The organism is Vibrio mangrovi, from assembly GCF_024346955.1.
GTDB classification, from domain to species: Bacteria; Pseudomonadota; Gammaproteobacteria; order Enterobacterales; family Vibrionaceae; genus Vibrio; species Vibrio mangrovi.
In genome coordinates this window covers 1,945,536-1,970,106 of the sequence record NZ_AP024883.1, presented here as the reverse complement: position 1 = coordinate 1,970,106, position 24,571 = coordinate 1,945,536, and the positions used below count along the sequence as shown (strand labels likewise).

Sequence of the window (24,571 nt, the reverse complement as noted above, 5' to 3'; positions counted from 1 at the left end):
CAGCTCTATTCAACAAGGATGCTTCCATGAAAGTAAAATCAGTCTTATGTTTATCAGCTGTGCTGTCAGCTGTATGTGCAAGTTCCCCGGTTTTCGCAAAAGTAGTGACTGAGCGGCAGGTTGTGACTCATTATGCAGATATAGCCCATGCAGTTTATGCCGATGCATTCACTGCTGCCAAGAATCTGTCTCAATCTGTTGACCAGTTTCTGACTGCCCCCAGCGAAAAGACAATGATGCAGGTTAAACAAGCCTGGTTAGCTTCCCGGGTACCTTATCAGCAATCAGAAGTCTTTCGTTTTGGTAATAGTGTTGTTGATGACTGGGAAGGGCAGCTAAATGCGTGGCCATTAGATGAAGGTCTGATTGATTATGTGTCTTCCGATTATCAGTATGAGTTGGGTAATGAAGGAGCAAATGCAAATATTATTGCAAATAAGACGTTAAGAATCGGGGCTTCTTCGCTTGATACGACAACAATCACACCTGAGTTGATTGCCAGTCTGAATGAAATTGGTGGCTCAGAAGCTAACGTTGCCTCGGGTTATCATGCAATAGAGTTTTTGTTATGGGGACAGGATTTGAACGGAACCAAGCCGGGAGCCGGCCTGCGTCCTTATACGGATTATATCGTCGGCAGCGGATGTACCCATGGGAATTGTACCCGTCGAGGTGAATATCTGCGCGCAGCTACGCAATTGCTTGTCCAGGATCTACAGTGGATGGAGAAGCAGTGGTCTGCGGATGTGAAGAATAACTACCGGCAGACATTATTGGCTGATACTCCGGAAAACGGTTTGCGGAAGATGCTATTCGGAATGGGATCTCTGTCTTTGGGTGAATTAGCCGGTGAGCGTATGAAAGTTGCTCTGGAAGCAAACTCAACTGAAGATGAACACGACTGTTTCTCTGATAATACCCATAACTCACATTACTACGATGAACAGGGGATTTATAACGTTTACACCGGCCTTTATAAACGCATTGACGGCACATTAATCTCCGGACCAGGTATTCATCAGCTTGTGGCTCAGCAAGATAAAGCTGCCGCTAAAGAAATCCAGCAACAGTTTGATACAACCCGATCTCAGGTTTATCAACTGGTGATTTCCGCAGAGAAGCAAAATCAACATTTTGATCAGTTGATTGCCGCGGATAATGTTCAGGGCAATGCTTTGGTGAATCAGGCTATTTCTGCTTTGGTTGAACAAACAGGTGCGATTGAGCGTGCGGCGGGAATTCTGGGTATTAGTAACTTGAATCCAGATACGGCTGATCATGAGTTTTAAGTGTCCAGATTTACGTTATTCCCTGAACAGGGAATAACGCTTGTGCTTTATATCAGGAAGCGATGTCGTATGAAGGCTACCATTGCCGGTATCTGTTGTTTTCTTTCTTTCTCTCTTTTTGCAGCAGATCTTCTCTCCGGAGGGCAAACCAGTACAACAAAAAGCGGAGCGAATGCTTTTTCTCAACCTGCAACTAATCTACCGCTGTCGAAGCGCCTGGATTTTAGTGTCGGTAACAGCTTCTTCCGCAATCCCTGGGTTCCGGCTCCGTCATCGACAGATGCCCGGGACGGATTAGGTCCACTTTTTAATACCAATGGATGTCAGAACTGTCATATCAAAGATGGCCGGGGACATGCACCGGAAACGCCTGGAGGACTAGCTGTCTCTATGCTGGTTCGTCTGAGTATTCCGGTTCAGACGGCTGCGGATCAGCAAATCTATCAAAAACTGGGTATTGTTCCTGAACCGAATTACGGCGGACAGCTTCAGGATTTTGCTCTGCCCAATCAAAAGCCCGAAGGTAAAATATATATCACCTATCAGGAAGTTCCGGTTACTTTTGCTGACGGAACACAGATGATACTCCGCAAACCGAATCTGGAGATTCGTGATCTTGCCTATGGTCCGCTTCATCCTCAGACTCAGTTCTCTGCACGGATTGCCCCGCCGATGATTGGTCTTGGTTTACTGGAAATGATTCCCGAAGCAACGCTGATTCAGCTTGCTGATCCACAAGATCAGGATCACGATGGTATTTCAGGAAAGCTGAACCGGGTGTGGGATATCCGCCAGAAAGAAACGGTAATTGGCCGGTTTGGCTGGAAGGCTGGCCAACCCTCACTGATGCAGCAGAATGCATCTGCTTTTCTCGGTGATTTGGGACTGACCAGTAAGCTCTATCCGGAGCCAAACTGTACACCATTACAATCTATTTGTCGGACCATGCCTGATGGCGGTCATCCTGAAGTGAGCGATAATATTCTGCAGTTTGTTGAATTTTACAGTCAGCATCTGGCTGTACCTGTCCGGCGTCATGTCGATGATCCGCAAGTCAGGCAAGGAGCAAACTTATTTCGGTCAGTCGGTTGTACATCCTGCCACTTACCTGAGTTAGACACAGGAGATTCTCCCGGGCGACCGGCTTTGAGCAACCAGCGGATTCATCCCTATACCGATCTATTATTACATGATATGGGTGAGGGACTTGCAGACCACCGTCCGGAGGCTTTGGCCAGCGGACGGGAGTGGCGGACTGCGCCATTATGGGGAATTGGTTACACGGCAGAGGTGAGCGGGCAGACTCATTTTTTACACGATGGGCGGGCCAGAAGTCTGATGGAAGCTATATTATGGCATGGCGGTGAAGCTGAACCGGCACAACAGCGGGTGCTGAACCTGAGTCTCTCCGAACGTGAGGCGCTCATTACATTTTTAAATTCGTTATGAACAGGGAATCAGATGTGAAACGGATCATCCTATACTTAGCAGTTCTGGGGATAACTGCATGTCAGTCAACGACCGAAAAGCAGGCTCAGTTACCTGAACAGTCTAACCATGATAGCCAATATGTGTATGCAATTGAATTTCATGCAGCCAGAGATTTTGCCCGCAACGCTCGTCAACTGGCAGCAGATATTCACGGTTATTGCCGACAACATCAGTCTCTTGATGAGGTAAGAGCATCCTGGCTGGAAGCGATGCATGTATGGCAGTCACTTCAGGGACAGGCGAGAGGTCCGGCACAGGCACTGGAACAGAGCTGGAATATTCAGTTCTGGCCGGATAAGAAAAATACCACCGGACTTAAGATGCAGGGGTTGTTGCAACAGGATAGAACATGGACAGTAGCGGAAATTGCTGAGCAAAGTGTTGCTGTACAGGGAGTCGGTGCGATCGAGTGGTTACTTTATGATCGTCATTCTCCTTTCCTGAACGGACAGATGGAAACGGGATGTCGGCTGGCTCCGGCGATTGGTGAGAACTTTGCGCAACGCGCATCGGCTTTGTTTTCTGCATGGCAGGTTAATCCATGGCTGTCTCTGGATCAGTCCGCCTGGACTTCTGAATATATTTCTCTGCTATCCAATCAGCTGAAATATACATTGTCGAAATTAATCCGGCCGATGGCTAAGATTGGGCATCCCAGACCTTATTTCTCTGAGTCATGGCGTTCAGGTAGTTCTTTGAGTCACCTGAAAGCGAATGTAGAAGCGATGCAGGCGTTGTATCTGGCTCAGGGGAAAGGACTTGACTATCTTCTGCGGGAGCGGGAAATGAGTGCATTGGCTGACCGGATGAAGATACAGTTTGAATCCATTCTGGCAGCGTGGCCTGAACAGTCAGGTTTATTTGCGTTTTTGCAGACTAAGGCCGGATACCGCGAGACGTTATCTTTGCGTAATAAACTGGAGCAGCTGAGCTATCTTTTGCATGATGAAGTCTCGGTTGGACTGGGCGTGGCGATAGGATTTAATGCAACCGATGGTGACTGATCAAACCCGAAGAAAATTACTGCGTGCGGCGTTGTTTTCCGCGGTTGTTCCGGTGCTGCCTTATGGTTGTGCGTTAACCCGGCGTACTGTTGCCCGGCCGGCACTCGTCGGGTGTGCTGTGACCGAGAGCAACCGTTATCAGGCTGTGGTTGCAGACTCTCAGGGAAATGCTTTACATACCTTACCATTACCGGCGAGAGGACATGGTGTAGCAATCCATCCTGCAGCTTCACAGGCGGTAGCTTTTGGTCGCCGTCCCGGAATGTTCATGCTGGTTTTTGATTATATGAGCGGAGCACCCGTTAAAGTCGTTACAGCAATGTCACAACGTCACTTTTATGGGCATGGTGTTTACTCGCTTGATGGTGATTACCTTTATGTGACGGAAGGGGACAGAAAAACCAGTCAGGGAATTATTGGTGTCTATGATGTCCGGCACGATTACCAGAAAGTAGCTGAGTTTTCCGGTTTTGGCCTTGGACCTCATGAAGTTATCATCAAGCCGGACGGAACATTAGCCATTGGTGTCGGTGGTGTGCATACCTATGGTAGAACAGCACTGAATGCGGACACAATGCGGCCATCATTAACTTACATGAGCTCTCAGGGAAAAATTCTGGAACAGGTTACTTTAGGTGATCATCATCTGAGTATTCGTCATCTGGCTCATGATGGCGCTGATACTGTACTTTGCGGTCAGCAATACCGGGGAACGCCCGATGATTATCCGGCTCTGATTACCATGCACCGTCCCGGAGAAGAGATGATCACGCTGAAAGCTGAGCCGGAATCCTGGGCCAGATTCAATCATTATGTTGCCAGTATTGCTGCGACAGATAAGTGGATCCTGGCTACATCTCCTCCCGGAAACTGCTATGGCATCTGGTCAAAAGAAACGCTGGAGCTGGTGGAACTGGCTGCACTTCCTGATGCGTCTGGTGTTGTTGTTCAGAATGGTGTGTTTCAGATCAGCTCCGGTGCTGCGAAGGTTGTCCATGAGCGTTATCCTGCTCCGGCAGAGACTTCAGTCGTGAATGTTCAGTGGGATAATCACTGGTCTGCAATCTGAGTTCCTGTTTGGAGTCCTTGTCAAACCCGCGTCGGAGTGTCATAGTGCGCTGACGTGTGGTTTCATAAGGAAAAGTATGTCTCTTCAGTATCAGATTGTACCCGTAACCCCTTTTGCCCAGAACTGTTCCATTGTCTGGTGTGACGAAACAATGGAAGGGATTGTTGTGGATCCCGGTGGCGATGAGAAGCAGCTTGCAGAAGTAATTCAGACTTTGGGGGTTCAAATTGTTCACGTCGTTTTAACACATGGGCACCTTGACCATGTCGGCGGCACTCAGGCATTGCAGAAACTATTGGGTCAGGTCGATATCATTGGGCCTCATCAGGCTGATCTGTTTTGGTTGCAGGGGCTGGAGAATCAAAGTCAGATGTTTGGTTTTCCCCCGACTTATGCGTTTGAGCCCGATCAATGGCTGAATGATGGTGACTCGGTTTCTTTTGGTCATCAGGTGCTTCAGGTTTACCATACTCCGGGCCATACTCCGGGCCATGTGTGTCTGTTCAGTGAGTCAGCCAGAGTCGCTTTTGTCGGTGATGTGTTATTTCAGGGCAGTATCGGGCGGACTGATTTCCCTCAGGGAGATTTTGATACGCTGATTCAGTCGATAAAAACCAAACTATGGCCATTGGGGAATGATGTCACATTTATTCCCGGACACGGTCCTCAGTCAACCTTCGGACACGAACGGGCTTCCAATCCTTTTGTTGCCGATGAGATGCCTCTTTACTGAGGTGGATGGTCCGGTTCTGCTGCGGCAATATAGCGCCGGGCCATGCCAATAAGCTCATCTCCATGGATACCCAGATCACTCATAGAGATGAATAAGTCGTATCCGTGGTAATTTCTTTGATAGCGCATCCGGTTTGCCAGCATTGCCAGTAACCCGGAATATACTTTCCCGCCTTCTGATTTAAACAAACTCGGATCCAGCACGATGTCTTCAAATTCAGACATCTGCGCATTGTGCTGTTTCATACCCAGATAAAGCAGACCTCGCTGAGAAAGTAGAATTTCGCTAATGATTCGTGGACAGATACTATCAAGATAAGGTGTGTAAGACTTCAGCCGGATACCTATCCACGGCAGGGGCTGATGCCAGCCGTCAATATCGTAGGTACATTGACTGATTTCCCTGATGTTGTTCCATTTTACAACCCAGCCACCCCGGAAATTGTGTTGTTGGAAGTGAGTTGCTGTCAGTGTATATCTCACCTGACTTTTCCGTATGATCCAATAGAGTAGCGTTGCAAGACCTGATAGTAGAGCCGTGTAAAGCAGAGCCAGCGCAAAAGTAGCAGCTGTCATGATAATGATCAGACAAACAGTCGCATATGCGATGATTGTTAATCGCACAGAGCGTTGGTGAAGGTCAAATTCAAAATTTGAAAGATGAACCGTCTGCATATCTGCTCCACTATATTTGTCCATAATGATTTCGTATCAGAGCATCTTAATTGCCGGAGTTACTGCTCTGGAGGTACTCTGAACCCAGAAGTGGTTATAGTATCTTTAAGCGATGTGAAGATACAGCTCTCTCATTTTTCTCCAACAGACTAATTGAACTGTTTTGTATTAAAATTATCCATAATTTGATGGAAAGTTGAGTTTTCACACCAAATTATTTCCGCTGTCTATAAATTAGGACAGATTTTTGATATAAACCGCACTTTGTTTAATGAATACTGTCTCGGCAGTAGTAATGGAGAATATTCGATGAGACTTGCTCATAAGCGTAATGTGCAGAAGAAGTTGCAAAAGCGCATGAAAGCATTTGCTGTAAATCTGACCAATTCAAAACAGGCTGAACCTCAAGCGCCGACTCCGGTTTCTCCGAGTAAGTCAGAGCCAGCAAAGACTGTAGCAGTCAATGCGAACCTAACCCCGAAACAGGCTCAGGTCCTGGACATTGTCACTCAGCATGTTGATGGTATCAATCCGAAGAATATCGGGCTGGAAGCCGGGCAGGAAGAAACAAAAGCTGCTTCCTGGGCTACAGGAGCACTGAAAAAACTATTAGAAGAGAATCTGGTCGAAAAAGTTCAGCTTGCCGGGAATAAAGTCCTTTATAAGCGAGCCTGAGCATACAGCGGCAGAAAGCTACCGGGTGTAAAATGATACACCCGGATTTTTTGAATACGAATGTTTGTTCTGAATATCAGTGGTCCGATTTTAACTATTCTTAGTGATCTATTTTAGCTATTCATTTTTAGCTATTCATTTTTAAGAATACTGCCGATTTCCAGCATCGGTGCAACATCAATATTATCTGCATTCATCATCGTTGAAAGGCGTTGAATCGAAGATAACAGTAAGGTCTGCTCCCATTCTTCCAACTGTTGGAACTGAGAAACAAAATTATCCTGTAGTGGCTGAGGCGCTTTATGCAATAGTTCCTGACCAAGCTCGGTCAGATGAGCGTGAACCTTTCTTTTATCAGCGATGCTTCGAACCCTGCGCACATAACCATTTCTTTCCAGACGATCCAGAATAGTCGTTGCTGTTGCCTGACTCATATTCGTATGATTTGAAAGTTCACGTATGGTCACTTCGCCCAACTGTTCAATTGAGCGCATCAGAATAAGCTGCGGTCCGGTCAGGCCGGCAATTTTACTCAGTTTTTTTGAATGGAGGTCAATGGCTCGGATAATCTGGCGTATAGCTACCAGTACTTCTTCATGTTTTTCCAAAATCGGTATCCAGGCTTTGAGTGATTACTAATATAAACAACGCGGACATTACCTTACTTGTTCACAGAAGAAAAGCATTGATGTCATAGTTTTTCTTGTGGCTTATTTACAAAAGAAAACCTGTGCAGGTGCTTTGTTGATTTAATTATGAAAATGATGGCATGAATGTCATTCAGTTGCAACGTAGCTCCACTCTTACCTGTGGCACAAGATTCTCGTCATTAAGCAATTTACATAAAATATTAGTACACAAAACAAATTTCCTGGCGTACTTCTCTTGAATTGTCCCATTTTTAACCATAATATCCTGTATTATCTAATTTTTGGCTTATATTTTAACCATTTGATGGTATTATTAATTTATTTAAGATAAATTGTTCTTTGAACGGTATGCGTTATTCATTATGTATACGAATGATTTTTGGCTGGTTTACCTATGGATAGGTAATAATAATTTGACAGCTAAATCATAATGAGGGGAATTATGACCAAAGGTATTGATAAATATAGTATAGATAGTACAGATTACACCGTTGGGCAGGATAATGTTCAAAAATGGGGTTTTGATGTCCACAATCCTGTGTTTGGGATTAGTGCCGGGCTGATTTTACTGTTCCTTGTGGCGGTGTTAATTGCTGATCCTGAGACAGCGAAGTCTGTTTTAGATGGTATAAAATGGAAAATCATTGGTAACTTCGACTGGCTGTTTATTTGGGCCGGAAACATTTTTGTGGTTTTCTGTTTAGTTCTGGTTGTATCGCCATATGGGAAAATCCGTCTGGGCGGGCAGTCTGCAACGGCCGACTACTCTTATATGTCGTGGCTGGCAATGCTATTTGCAGCCGGTATGGGGATTGGCCTGATGTTCTGGAGTGTTGCAGAACCGGTTGCGTATTATACCGGATGGTATAAAACACCGTTGAATGTTGCTGCCAACTCACCTGAAGCGGCTCAACTTGCTCTGGGAGCAACAATGTTCCACTGGGGACTTCACCCGTGGGCAATTTATGGTGTTGTTGCATTATCACTGGCATTCTTCTGTTACAACAAAGGATTACCATTATCTATCCGGTCAATTTTTTATCCGTTACTGGGTGATCGTGCCTGGGGATGGCCCGGACATTTGGTCGATATTCTTGCAGTTGTTGCAACCCTGTTTGGTTTGGCGACATCTTTGGGGCTTGGCGCACAGCAAGCTGCCAGTGGTATTCATCATGTCTTTGGTATTGAAGCGGGGATGGGATTACAGGTTGTTGTGATTGTTGTTGTAACAATGCTGGCGGTAATCTCTGTTGTCCGTGGTATTGATGGTGGCGTGAAAGTTATTTCGAATATCAATATGATCATCGCTTTCTTCCTATTGATTGCTGTTGGTCTGATTGGCTATGCCGTCACGTTTGACTCGATTAAAACGACGTTACTCTCCTATATCGAAAATATTCTGCCATTGAGTAATCCTCATGGCCGGGAAGATGAAGCCTGGTTCCAGGGCTGGACTGTCTTCTACTGGGCCTGGTGGATTTCCTGGTCACCATTTGTTGGTATGTTCATTGCCCGAGTTTCGAAAGGACGCACCGTGCGGGAATTTATCACCGCGGTATTGTTTGTACCAACGCTGGTAACATTAGTCTGGATGTCGGTATTCGGCGGAATGGCGATTGATCAGGCTGTGCATCAGATTGGGGAACTTGGCCATAAAGGAATCACCGAAGTCTCTTTGGCGATGTTCCAGATGTTTGATGTACTACCTTATGGTAAAATACTTTCCTTGATCGGTGTTGTATTAGTTTTGGTATTCTTTATTACCTCTTCTGATTCCGGATCACTGGTAATCGATAGTATTACCGCAGGTGGTAAAGTGGATGCACCGGTTCCACAGAGAATCTTCTGGGCTTCGATCGAAGGTGCAATTGCGATTGCATTGTTATGGATCGGTGGAACAGAAGCTGTCCAGGCATTACAGGCCGGTGCAATTTCGACAGCACTCCCATTTACAATTGTTCTGCTCATGATGTGTGTCAGTCTGATTATGGGAATGAAAACCGAGCGATTACGTTAATAATTGATGGTCTCGGAAGTTGCGAAAAAGCCGGCATATGCCGGCTTTTTTCTGTCCGGGTAGATCATCAGTTTGGCATGGCGTTTATTTGCAGTGGGTGACAATGGCTGGGGAAACCACATCCTGTTTGTATCTGATTGACTTAAAATACAAAGGCTTATTGTATAGAACTCGTCATAAATTGATGTCATTTGGGTATATTAATATTTTTGTTACATATTATTCATCATACCGAGGATAAATCAGTTCAATGAAATTGACACTCAAACAAAAGCTTATCATGGCCAGTATTTCCGGTGGCTTATTGATGGCAATTGCTCTGACATGGCTATCAGAGCATCAGTTATATCAAGAGACACGCAATGGGGTTTACGAGCGTGCTAAATCACTTTCCACTGCAGCCGCTACTGGTATTTCCGGCTGGATTAAGACAAAACAAGAAATTACATCGTCAGCTGACGAGTACGCAAAAACGTCCAATGTTGTTCCGCATTTACAGCAGGCTCGTCTGGCTGGCGGATTTGATGATATTTATTATGGTACAGTGAATGGCGAAATGTTCCGTTCTCATCCTGAGCGGAATAAAGCCGGATATGATCCGCGTCAGCGCCCTTGGTATAAAGCTGCTGTTCAGTCCGGATCTCAGGTGGTAACCAAAGCTTATGTTGGTGCCAGCACCGGCGCATTAATGGTGACGATTGCCGAGCCGATCATGAAAGATGGAAATTTGGCCGGTGTCGTTGGTGCTGATGTTCTGATTGATCAGATCATCAGTGATGTTCTCAATCTTGATGCTGGTGAAAATGCTTACACTATGCTGATTGATAGCCGTGAAAGTAACTTTCTGGCTCATCCCGATAAAGGAATGACACTGAAACCGATTAGTGAACTTTCTTCTGCACTTTCAATGCGATCGATCCTCCAGGCTGCGGATTCCGAACAGATGCTTCCTCTGACTATCAATGGAAAAGAGAAGTGGTTTTATTTTACCAGAGTTCCGGAGTCTTCCTGGATCTTTGCCGTTGAAGTTGATCGGAGCACTGAAGAGCTTTCATTCCAGCATACATTTCTCTGGTTATTGTTTATTGCTGCTGTAATTACTGTTCTGGTGATTATTCTCGTTTCCTGGTTGGTCAGTTTCCTGATTAAAGACTTGCGTCAGGTGTCTGAAGCGCTGGCAGAAATTGCGTCCGGAGATGGTGATTTAACACAAAGACTGATGCCGAGAACTGAAGATGAAGTGGGGCAACTGGCAAATAACTTCAATAAGTTCGTCAGTAATATGCATGCCATGGTTTCAAAACTGAGTATGATTGCCGCTTCACTGTCTGAACAGGCCAGACATGCTGCTGAGCATTCAGGTACAAGCAGTCGGCGTATCAGCCACCAACAGGATGAAATCAATATGGTTGCGACCGCAATCAATGAGATGGCGTCTGCAACACAGGAAATCGCAGGAAATGCTGAACATACGGCGCAGAATTCTAATGATGCCGTGACATCCTGTCTGGATGGTGCACAGCAGGTTTCTAAAACTCAGGCATCGATTCTTTCTCTGGCAAATGAAGTTCAGGTTGCAACCGATGTAATCCGGGAGCTGGATGCTCACAGTAATCAGATTAGTTCGATTCTAGCGACAATTCAGGAAATTGCTGAACAGACCAATTTACTGGCCCTGAACGCAGCAATTGAAGCCGCCCGGGCCGGGGAACAGGGACGTGGATTTGCCGTTGTTGCTGATGAAGTGCGTTTGCTCAGTCAGAGAACTCATGCATCCACTGAAGAGATTCAGCAGATGATTAGCACATTGCAGACAACAACCGGCAAAGCAGTAAAAATGATGTCGGAAAGTAGTACGTTAGCAAATCACAGTGTTGATGAAGCCAATGCCGCGGAAAGTAGTCTGGCTATTATCCGTGACGCTGTCACTCAGATTAGTGATATGGCAACACAAATTGCTTCTGCTGCGGAAGAGCAGGCATCCGTTACTTCTGAAATCACCCGAAATACGGAAGGTATCCGCAATGTTTCGAATGAGTTTGCAATAGAAGCGGAAGATGCTGCCCAGCAGTCGGCAGAATTGTCCCGTCTTTCTCATGAGCTTGAAAAAGAAATTCGTCAGTTTAAGCTTTAAGACTGAACGGATAAGCAGACTTCTGACGCGCCACCCGGCGCGTCAGAAGAAGATTTAAGTAGTACAGACTATATCCAGAAATCACTAATCGGCTGTGAACGATCATAATGATTCGCTATCTGTGCCTGAAGTAATTCAGCAGTCGCCAAAGCGTCGAGCAATGCATCATGCATGGGATAAGCCGGTAATCCGTAACGATCTCTGGTATTGCCAAGCCGTACTGAAGGCTTTGTTTTAAAGCTGTTCAGGAGGTTCAGAATACCGCCGGACTGTTGTACCAGAATCCGTTCTTCAATATTCATCGTATCAATAACCGGAAATTCAATCCCTTCCTGAATTCTCTTCTTTAATGCCTGGTCGAGAAATTGTCGCTCTATCGGATAATAGTGGACCACAATAATTTTTCCGGCCATCAGGTGCAGAATCTCATCCAGAAAATCGTTTAAATCCGGAGCTCCCATAATATCTGTATGGGTGATGCCATGGACAATGATTGACGACTCTTTCAGAGGGCGGCGGGGCTGGACTAGCCAATGCCTGGACTGACTCAGACGAATCCGATCCAGTGTAAAAGGAACCGCTCCAATAGTGATGATCTCGTCTTTGGCCGGATTGAGACCTGTCGTCTCAAAATCCAGTGCCAGAAACTCCACTTCTTCAAGTGGTGTATGTGCCTCCGGAAGCATTTGTTGGTAAAAGTAATTCAGAGACGGGTGAGTCACCCGTTTCTGTTTCAGTTGGTATTTTTTCTGCCAGTCGATACTGGGTGCTTTCAATAGTTTTTTTAGCATTATGATGAACGAATTGAGCTGTTGGCTTTATAGCGATATTTCAGAAAATTTTGTGCATTGCTCAAAATTTGAAATGCATCTTTCAGATTGCGCCGTTCAAAATCGGATAGGTTTTCCGGTTCAATATTGTTATCCGGTTCAATGCGGTTTTCAACATCGTAGGCCTGATGACGAATCCGAACCATAGAAATAAACTCAAGAGCATCTCTGAGATTTTCTCCGCCTCCTTTGGGGAGCAGACCTGACTCAATGATGTCGTCGAGTCGTTCAAAAGAGTTTCTGGCATAAGAACCGACAGCGAGCGCATGCACCCGGATTACATCAGCCAGTGGGGCTGTTCCACGTCGTTTCAAATTAATTGAATTGTTATGCCGGCCATCTTTTTCCATCACAAAATTTTTGAAAAATCCCAGAGGTGGTGTGCGGTTCAGGGCATTACGAGCCAGACAGGCAAGAAAGCGTGGACTTCTCTGCGCCCGTCTGACAATAAAACGATTCAGCTGTTCGGCCCAGCGAGTCTGACCGTATACGCCATCCAGATCGAAGAAAATTGATGCATTCAGCAGCGCCTTCGGATTCGGATCGTCTATCCAGTCAGAAAAGCAGGCTTCCCACTCCCGGCGGGTCATACGCCAGATTGGATTGGTTGCCATAATATCTCCGGTACAGTAACTGTAACCACAACGTGCCAGTCCGTCACATACAAACTGGGAGAGCTTGCTGAAATAGGCGTCATGCTTTTGAGCATCATAACGGTTATCAAGAATAATGGCGTTATCCTGATCGGTAACAACCAATTGTTCATCTCTTCCCATTGAGCCGAGTGCCAGAAAGCAATAGGGAATCGGTGGTGTGCCGTACTCGGCTTCTGCCAGTTCGATAATCCGCTGTTTAAAGCTTCGTCCGATCACTGACATTGCCGTGCCGATCATGTGAGCATTGGCATCTTCATTGACCAGACGGACAAAACTTTCTTTCACCTGTTCTGCGATTGTAGCCAAATCATCAATACTGTTCTGATGAAAAATACTACTGACCAGCAGCAGAGAGTTCTGTGACTGATAACGGACCAGATCTGTTGTTTCAAGAATACCTAACGGTTTGTTTTCTTTCAGAATTGGTAAGTGGTGAATTTTATGACGCAGCATCAGCATCATCGCTTCATAAACATAAGCGTTGTGATCAAGGGTCAGTAGTTCAGTTGTCATCACATCACGAATCGGCTGATGTGGTGGTACCGCATTCGCCAGTACACGCTTGCAGAGATCTCTGTCTGTGATAATGCCTAACTGAGGTTTGTCATCAAGACCGTCAGATTCAGGTTGATCTGTGTTCAATATGAGCAGAGCAGAGACGTTTTCCTCTGCCATCTTTTGCGCAGTCTGGTGAATCGAAGTTTCCGGTGTAATCCAGACGGCTTCCCCGGTGAGCAGATTCTTCACTTTGGCTGTCGAGAGATCATTCTCTTCAACCGTACTGGAGACGGCGTGGCGAAGTCTGGTTTTATCATTGACTTCTACAAAATCAGCAAAGACTTCATAGTTATCATATAAAGACTGAAACAGAGCCTCCGGAATACAGTAAACCAGAGTGTCTTCAATCGCTGTAACGGGAAAAACAACTTTATTGTTGGTCAGTAATCCCATTTGTCCGAACAGATCACCCTGAGAGAGTCGGTTATAAAGTTCCCCTTTTCTCCGGTACACTTCAACTGCACCGCTCCGAATGATAAAGAGATCCTGAATTGCTCCGCCGTTTTGAATTATCGGCGTTCCCTGACGGAAGTAGGTGATTTCTATCTGGTGAGTAATCTCTTCAAGTACTGAATCTTCAAACTCGCTGAATGGTGGATATTGAGCAAGAAATTGTTTAATTTCCAGTAATTCTGCATGCATGTTGTGTCCCTGTAACGAGCATTTTCATCATCATAGCAGGAAGTTACGTTTGGTTCGATGGGGCGATGTTTGATTTGTTAAAAAAAAGTAAACTAAAAGGCAAAATAAGCAAGAGTGAAATAAAAAAGCCCGGATGGTTCCGGGCTGGACATCAGGAATGATGTAATGAGGTTTTTCGGGTTTTCAGGCGATTGAGTATGGTACTCATCAGGGGGCTGAGTAATAACAGAACAGCCAGAGATGTGAAGGTGAAAGTTATAGGTCTTTCCCAAAGGAAACTGAGTTCTCCGTCGCTGATCATCAGCGCCCGGCGTAGATTTTCTTCCATCAGCCCGCCCAGAATGAAACCAAGTAATAACGGTGCCAGTGGGAAGTTTGCCAGCCGCAGCATAATGGCACCGATAGCAATCAGAATCATGATGAAGACGTCCATCGTATTGAACGATACCAGATAAACCCCGGTGATCGAGAAAAACAGAATCATCGGCAACAGCACAGTTCTCGGGACGGCAAGTAAGCGGGAAATATACGGAATCAAAGGAAGATTCAGAATAATCAGAACAATATTACCGAAGTACATCGAGATGATCACCGACCAGAATACATCAGGGTGTTCAACAAACAGGCGAGGTCCCGGCTGAATACCATAAGCAATTAACGCACCCAGCATAATGGCTGTCGTTCCTGAGCCGGGAATACCCAATGTCAGCAGAGGAACGAAGGAACCGCTGGATGATGCATTGTTGGCGGACTCCGGAGCAACCAGACCACGAATAGAGCCGTGACCAAACTCCTCCTGCTTTTCTTTCGGAGCCAGATTACGTTCCATACCGTAGCTGAGGAATGCTGCGATTGTTGCACCGGCACCCGGTAGTACACCGGTAAAAAAGCCGAGAATTGAAGAGCGTAGTGCGACCGGGGCTGCTTCCTTGAACTCTTCCTTATTGATCTTCATACTTCCGAGATCGCTCATTTTCTGAGTTTCCGCATCTTGAGTATTGGCTTCCGGTTTCAGAATACCCACTAAGGTTTCACCCAGAGCAAATGTCGCCATGGCCAGCATCAGAAAGCTGAATCCATCCATCAGGTCGGTCAGTCCAAAGGTAAAGCGTTCGACGCCGACACCTTTATCAATTCCAACAGTAGAGAGCATCAGACCAAATATGGTCATCATCCAGGCTTTGATCACTTGCCCTTTTCCGGCGAAAGCGGCAACGGCTGATAAACCGACCAGCATCAGAGCAAAATAGTCAGAAGATTGAAAACTGAGTGAAACACTTGCTAATGCAGGTGCTGCGAATAGCAGCATAATTGCTGAAAGTGTGCCTCCGGTGAATGAGGAATAGGCTGCCAGCGCCAGCGCCTTACCGGCTTGTCCTTTCTGAGCCATCGGGTATCCGTCAAAGGCAGTTACGACCGTTGAAGAGCAACCCGGAGCGTTAATCAGAATTGATGAGGTTGAACCTCCGAAGATGGCTCCATAGTAAACACCAGCCATCAGAATCAGGCCGGAAGAGGGCTCGAGGCCGTAGGTAATCGGGATCATCAGTGCAATGGCTGAGATCGGTCCCAGCCCCGGTAACATACCGATAAAAGTACCGACAAAACAACCGACAACCACCATCATCAGATTCATCGGGAGGACGGCTGTACTGAGTCCCTGAAGAATTCCGTCTAACATCACAACCTCCTTACCAGATGGTGAAGATAACACCGGGTTCCAGATAAATATCCAGACCTTGTGTCAGTAACATATAAAAGGTGAACACAAAGGGAAAAGACGCACCGAACAGTACTTTTTTACGTCGTTCCCCCAGCAGATAAAATCCAATAGCCAGGAAAAGGGTGGTCGCGATAACGAAACCGGCATAAGTGAGGCCGATACCATAGAGCACCATTAAGAGCAGAAAACTGATCAGTAACTTCCAGTTGAAGTTGAGTACGGCACCGCTTTTACTGTCTGGTTGCCCTGTGACCAGAAGTGCGACGGAAAGAATGATCCCGAGATAAGTGAGCAGTATGGGTAGCGTTCTGGCAGTGAAGGGTTCATATTCATCTCCGGGGAAAAGCGGAATGTTGAATGTTTGGTAACCGTAACCCAGACAAAACACTAAAAAGATCAGTGCACCGACCCGGTCCCGGCATAATAAATATTCGCTTGAGAGCAGTTTGTTAATTCTGGTAGACATGTCCTACTCCATTTGGTGTAAGGGGTCATATACAGGCTGCCTGGACGGGTCATCCAACAAAGGATTTTCAACAAGCCTGTATATGACGGTTTAAGTTGCGGTAAGATGGCTGATTATTTAATAAAGCCTAATTCACGCATGAGAGCACCCATCTGTTTTTCCTGCTCTGTCAGGAAAGTGTAGAATTCAGGGCTTGGTTTATAGTTATCGATCCAGCCGTTACGATCCCGGACGACCTGCCACTCTGGTGTCTGGTACATTTTTTCCAGAACTTTGTCCCATTCGGCCACTTTTTCTTTGCTGACTCCCGGAGCGGCAAAGAAACCACGCCAGTTCGCAAAAACGGTTGGGTTACCGTAATCTGTCAGCGTTGGAATATCCGGTGCGGAAGGTAAGCGCTTCGGTGCTGTCGTTGCCAGAATACGGACTTGTCCCGCTTTCGACATTTCCAGCACTTCGCCTAACCCGGTTGACAGCAGTTGTGTTTCGCCTGAAAGCAGAGCAGCCATAGCTTTACCACCGGCATCATAAGCGATGTAACGGACTGATTTAGGGTCAAAACCTTCGCCTTTAAACGCTGCGGCAACGACCAAATGATCCATACTTCCTCTTGCCGAACCTCCGGCAATTTTTACTTTACGCGGGTTCTTTCTGAAGTCGGCGACAACATCTTCCCAGGTTTTATATTTGGAATCGGCAGAAACAACGATCGCGCCGTAATCGGAAACAATCGATGCAACCGGAGTTAAATCCCGGAAGGATTGAGGGAAGACGCCTGAAAGAGAGCGGACAACAATCGGAGTTGAATTTACCATCAGGGTATCTTCCTGACGATCTGCCGTCTCAATCAAATGGGCGATTGCTTTTCCACCGCCACCACCAGACATATTCTGGAAAGATACGGTATCAATCAGTTTGGTTTTCAGCAGGACATCACCGGTTCCACGGGCTGTCATATCCCAGCCGCCACCGGCACCTCCGGGAATCAGAAAGTGGATTTTTTCAATATCTGCGGCCAGTGTGCTTACAGAAAAGCCAGCAGCGAGGATGGATATCATCAGGCGGGATTTCAGTCGCTTCATATTTCACGTTCCTTTTGCAGGGTGCAATTTATTTATTGTATTTGCAGGGTTGGCAATCCATGCGGTATTGCATTGCAAAAGTTATATAAATGTTAATTGGTTGTCTTGTTTGTGGTAATAAATTGGAATAATGGGTATTACGGGCATTTTGTTCATATTGTGCACGGTGATATATGAATGCGTTGAATCAATCACAGTTATTCATCATGGTACTCTTAACAATGTTAGATAAGTGTTAATGTACGGCTTCTTTTCTGGAGGTACATATGACATGGAATGAGATCAGCTTTCGCAAACGGATGCTGATCATGATGACTTTCTCAGGACTAATTGAACTGCTGATTCTGGCTTTAGCCGGTTTTTCCTATATCAGACATCAGCAAGAGGAAGATATGGGGCAAAAAGCATTGCGCGTAGCTACGTATCTGTCCGAGTCCCCGGAAGTGATCGATATGATTCATCAGGGAGATACGAGTCAGCAAAAGCATTATCGTGATCTGGCCTATATGATTGGCGCTGCATTTATTGTTATTGGTGATAATCGGGGAATTCGGCTGGTTCACCCGCTGGACGAAAGAATTGGTTTGCCTATGGTGGGAGGAGATAACCAGCAAGCGCTTCAGAAAGGACTGTCCTATGTCTCATTTGCTCATGGTTCACTCGGTCGCTCCGTACGGGGGAAATCAGCAGTCATTGATGCATCCGGTCATATTATCGGTGTTGTGTCTGTCGGATACCTGATTGAACGTTTGCAAGACAGAATTGAACCTTATTTGCATTACTTACTGATCATTGTTGTATTGGTCGTCATCGTGAATGGGTTGATTTCCGGTTATGTATCCCGCCGTTTTCAAAAAGCCATTTTAGGGTTTGAACCTGAAGAAATCGGCCGGCTTTATGGTGAGCTTGATGTGACGATGAGTACCTTGAAAGAAGGAATTCTGAGTATTGATGAAAAGGGTTATCTTCGCTCTGTCAACCGTAGTGCCTGCGATATTCTGGGTATTCATAAAGAGACGGCATTAAATCGGCTGTTAACCGATTCTCTGCAGGACAGTAATCTTTATACATTGCTGGAAACCGGAAAAACCGATAGTGATATCGAGCTGTACCTGAATCGTAAATGGTTGATTGCCAACCGAAGTCCGATCGTGGTCGATGGACGTGTGGTCGGAGCCGTTGCCAGTTTCCGGCTTCGTGATGAAATTAATGACTTAACAGAACAACTTTCCCAGACAAAAGCGTATGCAGAGCTTTTACGCTCCCAAACCCATGAACACAGGAATAAACTGAATACTATCAGTGGATTAGTACAGATGGGGGAGCTTGAAGCGGTGCAGCAGCTGATCGGTCAGGAAACTGAACATTATCAAACGCTGATCGAATTTCTGCGTGGAGCCATTAAAGATCCGTTGATTGCCGGGATGTTACTGGGCAAGAGTGAGCGAGCCCGTGAATTGTCACTGGAACTCCGGGTTGAAGAAGGGACCAAACTGGACGTTTTGCCGGGCCATCTTCACTCTGAAGATGTTGTCACCATTTTGGGAAACCTGATTGATAATGCCTTTGATGCTGTGTTGACATCTGTACGGCAGAGTAAACATATTGCCCATGAGAGACGTATAATTGAGGTATCTGTCAGTGACTATGGCAATGAGATTGTTCTGGAAGTTGATGATCAGGGATGCGGACTGCCGGAAGGGGTAAGTGCTGATATTCTGACCGAAAGAGGCGTTTCCAGTAAAAGTAATCAGGGGCGTGGTGTCGGACTGTTTCTGGTACAGCAGTTAACCGACAGATATCACGGACAATTGGAAATGTTCGATAAAAAAGGAAGTGGTACAAGAATGACGGTTTATTTGCCGAAGGAACCATTGGTATGAATACCAGAGTCATGATTATTGAAGATGATCTGGTTATTGCTCAGCTTCACCAGCGTTATCTGGAACAGATTGGTGGATTTGAAGTTGTTGGAATTGCCACCAATAAAGTGGAAGCAGAGATGCAGTTGTCCCTGTTGTCACCGGATTTAGTTTTGTTGGATGTTTATTTGCCCGATGGTACCGGTCTGGATATTTTGCAGCAGTCGAGGACCAATCAGGATGAGTGTGATGTGATCTTGATTACAGCAGCCAGAGATGTCGGAACGTTGCAACAGGCAATGCGTTACGGTGTTGTCGACTATTTGCTCAAACCCGTGGTTTTCTCCCGTCTTGAAGCAGCGATGCAGAAGTATCAGTTACTGCGCCAGCAATTGACGGAAGCCGGTGGTCTGGATCAGGGGCTGGTGGATAAGATGCTGTCAAATTCAACCGGAGCATCGGTAAGTGGGACAGAAAAATTGCCGAAGGGCATCGATGCGGTAACTTTGGATAAAATTCGCAAGCTGTTTCATGAAAATGTCAGTCTGACCGCGGATGAAGCCGGGGAGAAAATGGGAGCAAGCCGAACAACAGCAAGACGCTATCTGGAATACCTGATTGGAACGGGAGAGCTGATCTCTGATGTGAACTATGGAACTGTCGGCCGACCGGAACGGTGTTATCAGCGTAAAGGATAGTTTTAGAAGAAATAATAAGAATAGTTTTAAAGAAGACTCAGTGGACCGGATGGTCCACTGAAGGTGTGGTAGATGAGGCGTTAATAAACAACAGCGGGGGAGAGCTGCGTTAAAAAATGATCAATGTGCTGACCAACTTCTTCGGGGGTTGAAGCACGCCTCATCTGATCCATTTCAGGAAGTTGATTATTCTGAAAATATTCAGCAGAAACGAAAGCGTCACTGGCGTTGTAGCGTAGTGTGTCCTGATCGGCTGAACCATCTCCGACAATAATGAATTTCCCGGTTGTTTTATTCTGGCTTTTCCAGTGGTGAATTACCTGAACTTTTCCTTTCGATGAAAGTAAGGGGGAGGGACGTATTGCCACGACCCGGTTTCCCAGCCAGATAAAACGATTTGCGGTAATCTGATCACACTGAATTTCCCAGGCACTTAACAGTGGCGTGATCCATTCAGTGTAACCTCCCGAAATCACATGCAGCTTTACGCCTTTGTTGGTCAGGGACTGCAGTGTTTCCTTTAATACCGGGTTTAAAGCATTAACCCGGCTGGCGACATACTGATCTACCGTTTGTCTGGTGACAGACATGGCTGTTTTCAGCATTAACAGTTTTTCCTGCCATGTCGACTTTCCGGCAAATGCCCGGGGAGCGATATCTGCCAGATACTGCATCGTTTCATGGCCGCCTTTTTTATGGCTTAATGCTATTTTCAATACTTCAACCGTACTTTCTTCCGGGAGTAAAGTATTATCAAAATCAAAAATGACGTTCATGACTGTTTTAACTGCTCTCTGTAACTGTATTTGTCGTCTTTGGTCCAGCGTGTTGCCGGAATTTCCAGATAATCTGCAATAGCCTGCTGAACTGTATCTGCAAATTCCTGTGGTGCCTGCTCCTTGGAATAGTGGAGTTTATCCAGATAAGTCACCTCAAAATGAATGTATGGCATCATGAGGATCGTCAGGAAGCGGACATATCCCGGAGACATCATTGGACTTGGAGATAAACCAAAAGGTAATTTAACTTTCAACGCCAGAGGTACAACCGGCTGTCCTCTGATCATGAACTCAGGACGGAACCTGAAAAGTGCTTTACCGTTGTTGATTGTTGCCTCCGGTGTGATGTACAGCGCATGTTGTTCCGGAGATTTGTTCCATTGTCTGAAGCATTGCACCAACTGACGCTGATTTCTTACCAGCCAATAGTTGGAATCCGAACCTTTGAATAGTATATAGCCGACAAATTTACCCAATGGACTGTCTGACTTGTCTATCATCAGCGTGGCGTGTGGCATTGCCAAACCGGGAATATGGTCAAAAATACTGACATGTGTTGATGCAACCACACATCCGGCAGTATGTTGACCGACTTCCTGCGATGTCATATTACAGCGAACCCGTATACCCAGCATGCGAATGAAGATCCGATATATCCTTTTTCTCCGGGAAACGGGGAACAGTGGGAATATCACGCCGTAAGCACCGATAAGCAGCAGACGGAAAAGCAGTAATAAAAAGCCAAACGGCATATACAAGGCTGTGAGTGGCGAGAAATGGTTCCATAATTTCACATCACATAATGCCGAGATGGGAACATCCCGGCATGATATGGTTTGCTCAATATTTTGCATGTACTGTTTCCCGTGCTTCCTGTTTCTGAATGTACTGGAATAGTTTTTGAGCAGTGTTTTCGTTTTTATCTCTGACTGCAAAGAAATTATCTCTGGTGTAGTCAATCTTTAAGTGATCTCCAAATTGAGTTGAAACCACCCGACACTGACGACGATCAAGGTTGAGATATTTCAGATTCATCTGAATTGCACGTGTGTGTTTGATGTTGGTGAGTGTATAGACTGAAGTAAAACCAAGAACATCAAAGGCCCAGCATAGTGCTGCATGTCCCGCAAGGTAAGTCCAGGGCGTTCCCCAATATTTCGGCAAATAGCGCATACCGAAGTTAATACCGAACTGCTTCTCTTCAAATCCGGCGTAACCCATAAAAGGAGCATTAGGACCCTGTGAAACAACCCAACGAGCCCATCCTTTCTGCTCCTGGTTTTGTCTGAACCGATCAACTTCATCTTTGATGATATCGATTGTTCTGGCATTTCCGGAAGAAATGAACTTCATATTCTCTTCATCAGAAGCCAGTGTTGCATACCCTTGAATGTCTTCATCATTCCATTTCCGTAGTGTGATGCCGTATTTGCTACATATAACGTTATTCATATCTACCTACCGCCAAACTTCAATTGTTCAATTGTTTATCATCGCCACATTTTGCAATGTGATTCTGTATGGGATGACAACCACATATAGCGCTACCCGATTCGATGCTTCTTTGTTTAAATTTAAGTGAGTTCCTTTCTAAAACATCTGCTGCCATACGCTGGCTAACAAGCAATAGATAAGTGAACCCTAATTGAGGAGCTGAACTCTCTTATTTATATGTTTTTAAAACATATTCGTTACATCATTATTATTGATACATAAAATGAAAATCATTCCTTATGAAAAGAATGGTTTTATTTCGTTTGTGAATGTCCTGAAACAAATTATTCCCTTTTTGAATCCTCCATGTGAATTTAAGTTATTTGCTCTTGGTTTTAATGTAAATAGTTGCTTATCGTCATAATTGTCAGAAAAGGGGAGGGTTATCTTGGTACAGATAGCAAATCTCTAGGAGGGAAGCGGCGTAGTGAATAAAATATAAAATAAACTAAAATTATCTAAAAAAATAAAAAATGTGCTATATAGTCTCTAATGTGAGAAAAATTTCTTCGTTTTTCTTTTCGTAATTTTCCTCTCTCTCGTCAGAAGGATGTAAAAGCGTTAACGTTTGCATGCCGATTTAATAGACACATATAATATTTGACGGATAATAATCAGTAAAAAATCTGGTTCCTTTCGTTAGATAGTTACAAACTATCAATATGATCAATAAATTTAAACCGAATTATGTAACAAACTTGTATGGTCGCTGTGAATTTTCTATGTTGCATTCGACCGATACATATCACATAAACGATATCGATTCTGTGTCAGATATATGTCATATATCATTGTGAGTTCTTGTTGTGCAGTCATATAGCAATCGTTACATTCAGGAGGATGGTGTGAGTAAAACTTTAATTATAGTTGATGTTCAGAATGATTTTTCACCTTCTGGTGCTTTACCTGTTCCGGATGGTGATAGTGTCGTTGCTGTGATTAACCGGTTAATGCCTTACTTTGACCACGTGATAGCCACTCAGGACTGGCATCCTGCCGGACATGGCAGTTTTGCTTCCGTTCATCATCAGTCTCCTGGTGAAATAATTGAGCTTAATGGTGTTGAACAGATTCTATGGCCTGATCACTGCGTTCAGTCTACCTGGGGAGCTGAATTTATCCCGGGGTTAACCACGGATAAAATCGAGCATATCGTATATAAAGGCAGTCATCCGGATATTGATAGTTACAGTGGTTTTTTTGATAACGGAAAGCAACAGGCAACCGGACTTAATGATTATTTGAATACGATTCATCCATGTGAATTATATATAGCAGGGCTTGCAACAGACTACTGCGTTTTATTTACAGCACTTGATGCAGCAGCGCTGGGTTTTAAAACCTATGTGATTCAGGATGCCTGCCGTGCTGTTAATCTGAATTCCGGCGATGAAGAAAATGCGTTGAACCAAATGGCTGAAGCCGGATGTCATTTAGTCTGTTCGGCTGATTTGTTATGTTGAACAAACGTTATATTCCTGAGGAAGGAAAACGAACATGGCACATATTGAATTTATTCAGGGAGATATTGTTTCGGCTCAGGTTGATGCAATTGTCAATGCTGCGAATCCCGGCCTGTTAGGTGGTGGTGGTGTCGATGGTGCTATCCATCGTGGTGCCGGAGCTTCATTACTTGAGTCATGTGCTCAGCTTCCGGATGTGAATGGTATCCGTTGTCCGGTAGGTGAAGCGAGAATAACTCAGGCCGGAAAGCTGAACGCAAGATATGTTATTCATACAGTTGGGCCAATTTTTCACACCGATCCAGCTCCGGCATTGCATCTGGCATCAGCTTACCGGGCTTCATTACGGCTGGCTTTAGCTAATCAGTGTCGATCGGTAGCATTACCGGCAATCTCGTGTGGTATTTATGGGTATCCGCCTCATGAAGCCGCACTGATCGCATTGAAGGTGTGCTGTGAACCGGAATTTCATCAGTTACAGCTTTCATTTTTTCTTTTCAGTCATGAAATGTATACATTATGGCAAGATGCCTGGACTCAGATTCAGAAAGGAGCCAGTCACCAGACTGACTCGTAACTATT

At 45.3% G+C, this 24,571-nt stretch carries 22 protein-coding genes; 12 read left to right on the top strand and 10 right to left on the bottom strand.

Annotated elements, in window-relative coordinates; all coding sequences use genetic code 11:
* The first annotated feature begins 26 nt into the window (after window positions 1–26).
* From OCU74_RS08835 to OCU74_RS08815, 5 genes are all read left to right on the top strand, one after another.
* Window positions 27–1,289: an imelysin family protein gene (locus tag OCU74_RS08835; RefSeq protein WP_087479376.1), complete on the top strand. Its 1,263-nt coding sequence runs from the start codon at window positions 27–29 to the stop codon at window positions 1,287–1,289.
* Between the two features lie 69 nt (window positions 1,290–1,358).
* Window positions 1,359–2,738 carry a di-heme oxidoreductase family protein gene (locus OCU74_RS08830; protein ID WP_087479375.1) on the top strand — a complete coding sequence of 460 codons (1,380 nt, stop codon included), beginning with the start codon at window positions 1,359–1,361 and terminating at the stop codon, window positions 2,736–2,738.
* On the top strand, window positions 2,735–3,784 hold the full coding sequence (locus OCU74_RS08825; protein WP_087479374.1) for an imelysin family protein: 1,050 nt from the start codon (window positions 2,735–2,737) through the stop codon (window positions 3,782–3,784). The genes OCU74_RS08830 and OCU74_RS08825 overlap by 4 nt, the downstream gene beginning before the upstream one ends.
* On the top strand, window positions 3,765–4,853 hold the full coding sequence (locus tag OCU74_RS08820) for a DUF1513 domain-containing protein (protein ID WP_087479373.1): 1,089 nt from the start codon (window positions 3,765–3,767) through the stop codon (window positions 4,851–4,853). The genes OCU74_RS08825 and OCU74_RS08820 overlap by 20 nt, the downstream gene beginning before the upstream one ends.
* Before the next feature lie 76 nt (window positions 4,854–4,929).
* Window positions 4,930–5,586 carry an MBL fold metallo-hydrolase gene (locus OCU74_RS08815; RefSeq protein ID WP_087479372.1) on the top strand — a complete coding sequence of 219 codons (657 nt, stop codon included), beginning with the start codon at window positions 4,930–4,932 and terminating at the stop codon, window positions 5,584–5,586.
* On the opposite strand, the gene OCU74_RS08810 is transcribed toward OCU74_RS08815, so the two are convergent.
* A complete protein-coding gene (locus OCU74_RS08810; protein ID WP_087479371.1) occupies window positions 5,580–6,260 on the bottom strand; it encodes a DUF2982 domain-containing protein in 681 nt (226 codons plus the stop codon). The two genes, OCU74_RS08815 and OCU74_RS08810, sit on opposite strands and share 7 nt — an antisense overlap.
* 309 nt (window positions 6,261–6,569) lie before the next feature.
* Here OCU74_RS08810 and OCU74_RS08805 point away from each other — a divergent pair, with 309 nt between their 5' ends.
* Window positions 6,570–6,935: a MarR family transcriptional regulator gene (locus OCU74_RS08805; RefSeq protein WP_087479370.1), complete on the top strand. Its 366-nt coding sequence runs from the start codon at window positions 6,570–6,572 to the stop codon at window positions 6,933–6,935.
* 131 nt (window positions 6,936–7,066) lie between these two features.
* Here the strand turns inward: OCU74_RS08805 and OCU74_RS08800 are convergent, their stop codons facing one another.
* Window positions 7,067–7,543 carry a MarR family winged helix-turn-helix transcriptional regulator gene (locus OCU74_RS08800; RefSeq protein WP_087479369.1) on the bottom strand — a complete coding sequence of 159 codons (477 nt, stop codon included), beginning with the start codon at window positions 7,541–7,543 and terminating at the stop codon, window positions 7,067–7,069.
* Between the two features lie 484 nt (window positions 7,544–8,027).
* Between OCU74_RS08800 and OCU74_RS08795 the strand changes: the two genes are divergently transcribed.
* Together OCU74_RS08795 and OCU74_RS08790 are read left to right on the top strand one after the other, a co-directional pair.
* On the top strand, window positions 8,028–9,602 hold the full coding sequence (locus OCU74_RS08795) for a BCCT family transporter (RefSeq protein WP_087479368.1): 1,575 nt from the start codon (window positions 8,028–8,030) through the stop codon (window positions 9,600–9,602).
* Between the two features lie 250 nt (window positions 9,603–9,852).
* Complete coding sequence (locus OCU74_RS08790; RefSeq protein WP_087479367.1) at window positions 9,853–11,736, top strand: methyl-accepting chemotaxis protein; 1,884 nt, start codon at window positions 9,853–9,855, stop codon at window positions 11,734–11,736.
* 68 nt (window positions 11,737–11,804) lie between these two features.
* Here the strand turns inward: OCU74_RS08790 and OCU74_RS08785 are convergent, their stop codons facing one another.
* The 5 genes from OCU74_RS08785 to OCU74_RS08765 form a co-directional block, all read right to left on the bottom strand.
* Window positions 11,805–12,527, bottom strand: coding sequence for a 3'-5' exonuclease (locus OCU74_RS08785; RefSeq protein WP_087479366.1), 723 nt, complete (start codon window positions 12,525–12,527; stop codon window positions 11,805–11,807).
* The gene (locus OCU74_RS08780; protein WP_087479365.1) at window positions 12,527–14,422 is read right to left on the bottom strand and encodes a DUF294 nucleotidyltransferase-like domain-containing protein; all 1,896 of its coding nucleotides are present in this window, start codon (window positions 14,420–14,422) and stop codon (window positions 12,527–12,529) included. The genes OCU74_RS08785 and OCU74_RS08780 overlap by 1 nt, the downstream gene beginning before the upstream one ends.
* Window positions 14,423–14,573: 151 nt before the next feature.
* Window positions 14,574–16,103, bottom strand: a complete 1,530-nt coding sequence (locus OCU74_RS08775) for a tripartite tricarboxylate transporter permease (protein ID WP_087479364.1) — start codon at window positions 16,101–16,103, stop codon at window positions 14,574–14,576.
* Window positions 16,104–16,113: 10 nt separating this feature from the next.
* Entirely contained in the window at window positions 16,114–16,611 is a 498-nt protein-coding gene (locus tag OCU74_RS08770; RefSeq protein WP_087479363.1) for a tripartite tricarboxylate transporter TctB family protein, read from the bottom strand.
* A 113-nt stretch (window positions 16,612–16,724) separates the two neighbouring features.
* The gene (locus tag OCU74_RS08765) at window positions 16,725–17,693 is read right to left on the bottom strand and encodes a tripartite tricarboxylate transporter substrate binding protein (RefSeq protein ID WP_087479362.1); all 969 of its coding nucleotides are present in this window, start codon (window positions 17,691–17,693) and stop codon (window positions 16,725–16,727) included.
* 266 nt (window positions 17,694–17,959) lie between these two features.
* Between OCU74_RS08765 and OCU74_RS08760 the strand changes: the two genes are divergently transcribed.
* Window positions 17,960–19,576, top strand: a complete 1,617-nt coding sequence (locus OCU74_RS08760) for a sensor histidine kinase (RefSeq protein ID WP_087479361.1) — start codon at window positions 17,960–17,962, stop codon at window positions 19,574–19,576.
* Complete coding sequence (locus OCU74_RS08755) at window positions 19,573–20,253, top strand: response regulator (RefSeq protein ID WP_200807650.1); 681 nt, start codon at window positions 19,573–19,575, stop codon at window positions 20,251–20,253. Before OCU74_RS08760 ends, OCU74_RS08755 begins: the two co-directional genes overlap by 4 nt.
* A gap of 80 nt (window positions 20,254–20,333) precedes the next feature.
* On the opposite strand, the gene OCU74_RS08750 is transcribed toward OCU74_RS08755, so the two are convergent.
* From OCU74_RS08750 to OCU74_RS08740, 3 genes are read right to left on the bottom strand one after another with little or no spacing between them, the layout of a single operon-like run.
* On the bottom strand, window positions 20,334–21,029 hold the full coding sequence (locus OCU74_RS08750; protein ID WP_087479359.1) for an HAD-IB family phosphatase: 696 nt from the start codon (window positions 21,027–21,029) through the stop codon (window positions 20,334–20,336).
* Window positions 21,026–21,886 carry a lysophospholipid acyltransferase family protein gene (locus OCU74_RS08745; RefSeq protein ID WP_087479358.1) on the bottom strand — a complete coding sequence of 287 codons (861 nt, stop codon included), beginning with the start codon at window positions 21,884–21,886 and terminating at the stop codon, window positions 21,026–21,028. The genes OCU74_RS08750 and OCU74_RS08745 overlap by 4 nt, the downstream gene beginning before the upstream one ends.
* Window positions 21,873–22,484, bottom strand: coding sequence for a GNAT family N-acetyltransferase (locus OCU74_RS08740; protein ID WP_087479357.1), 612 nt, complete (start codon window positions 22,482–22,484; stop codon window positions 21,873–21,875). Before OCU74_RS08740 ends, OCU74_RS08745 begins: the two co-directional genes overlap by 14 nt.
* A gap of 887 nt (window positions 22,485–23,371) precedes the next feature.
* Between OCU74_RS08740 and pncA the strand changes: the two genes are divergently transcribed.
* Both pncA and OCU74_RS08730 read left to right on the top strand, forming a co-directional pair.
* Window positions 23,372–23,989, top strand: a complete 618-nt coding sequence (pncA, locus tag OCU74_RS08735; RefSeq protein ID WP_087479356.1) for a bifunctional nicotinamidase/pyrazinamidase — start codon at window positions 23,372–23,374, stop codon at window positions 23,987–23,989.
* A gap of 34 nt (window positions 23,990–24,023) precedes the next feature.
* Window positions 24,024–24,566 carry a macro domain-containing protein gene (locus tag OCU74_RS08730; RefSeq protein ID WP_087479355.1) on the top strand — a complete coding sequence of 181 codons (543 nt, stop codon included), beginning with the start codon at window positions 24,024–24,026 and terminating at the stop codon, window positions 24,564–24,566.
* The last annotated feature ends 5 nt before the right edge of the window (window positions 24,567–24,571 follow it).

Excerpts from the sequence above, each read along its gene's own strand:
- OCU74_RS08835 (WP_087479376.1), top strand. The coding sequence starts at position 27 with ATGAAAGTAAAATCAGTCTTATGTTTATCAGCTGTGCTGTCAGCTGTA.
- OCU74_RS08830 (WP_087479375.1), top strand. The coding sequence starts at position 1,359 with ATGAAGGCTACCATTGCCGGTATCTGTTGTTTTCTTTCTTTCTCTCTT.
- OCU74_RS08825 (WP_087479374.1), top strand. The coding sequence starts at position 2,735 with ATGAACAGGGAATCAGATGTGAAACGGATCATCCTATACTTAGCAGTT.
- OCU74_RS08820 (WP_087479373.1), top strand. The coding sequence starts at position 3,765 with ATGCAACCGATGGTGACTGATCAAACCCGAAGAAAATTACTGCGTGCG.
- OCU74_RS08815 (WP_087479372.1), top strand. The coding sequence starts at position 4,930 with ATGTCTCTTCAGTATCAGATTGTACCCGTAACCCCTTTTGCCCAGAAC.
- OCU74_RS08810 (WP_087479371.1), bottom strand. The coding sequence starts at position 6,260 with ATGCAGACGGTTCATCTTTCAAATTTTGAATTTGACCTTCACCAACGC.
- OCU74_RS08805 (WP_087479370.1), top strand. The coding sequence starts at position 6,570 with ATGAGACTTGCTCATAAGCGTAATGTGCAGAAGAAGTTGCAAAAGCGC.
- OCU74_RS08795 (WP_087479368.1), top strand. The coding sequence starts at position 8,028 with ATGACCAAAGGTATTGATAAATATAGTATAGATAGTACAGATTACACC.
- OCU74_RS08790 (WP_087479367.1), top strand. The coding sequence starts at position 9,853 with ATGAAATTGACACTCAAACAAAAGCTTATCATGGCCAGTATTTCCGGT.
- OCU74_RS08785 (WP_087479366.1), bottom strand. The coding sequence starts at position 12,527 with ATGCTAAAAAAACTATTGAAAGCACCCAGTATCGACTGGCAGAAAAAA.
- OCU74_RS08780 (WP_087479365.1), bottom strand. The coding sequence starts at position 14,422 with ATGCATGCAGAATTACTGGAAATTAAACAATTTCTTGCTCAATATCCA.
- OCU74_RS08775 (WP_087479364.1), bottom strand. The coding sequence starts at position 16,103 with ATGTTAGACGGAATTCTTCAGGGACTCAGTACAGCCGTCCTCCCGATG.
- OCU74_RS08770 (WP_087479363.1), bottom strand. The coding sequence starts at position 16,611 with ATGTCTACCAGAATTAACAAACTGCTCTCAAGCGAATATTTATTATGC.
- OCU74_RS08765 (WP_087479362.1), bottom strand. The coding sequence starts at position 17,693 with ATGAAGCGACTGAAATCCCGCCTGATGATATCCATCCTCGCTGCTGGC.
- OCU74_RS08760 (WP_087479361.1), top strand. The coding sequence starts at position 17,960 with ATGACATGGAATGAGATCAGCTTTCGCAAACGGATGCTGATCATGATG.
- OCU74_RS08755 (WP_200807650.1), top strand. The coding sequence starts at position 19,573 with ATGAATACCAGAGTCATGATTATTGAAGATGATCTGGTTATTGCTCAG.
- OCU74_RS08750 (WP_087479359.1), bottom strand. The coding sequence starts at position 21,029 with ATGAACGTCATTTTTGATTTTGATAATACTTTACTCCCGGAAGAAAGT.
- OCU74_RS08745 (WP_087479358.1), bottom strand. The coding sequence starts at position 21,886 with ATGCAAAATATTGAGCAAACCATATCATGCCGGGATGTTCCCATCTCG.
- OCU74_RS08740 (WP_087479357.1), bottom strand. The coding sequence starts at position 22,484 with ATGAATAACGTTATATGTAGCAAATACGGCATCACACTACGGAAATGG.
- OCU74_RS08730 (WP_087479355.1), top strand. The coding sequence starts at position 24,024 with ATGGCACATATTGAATTTATTCAGGGAGATATTGTTTCGGCTCAGGTT.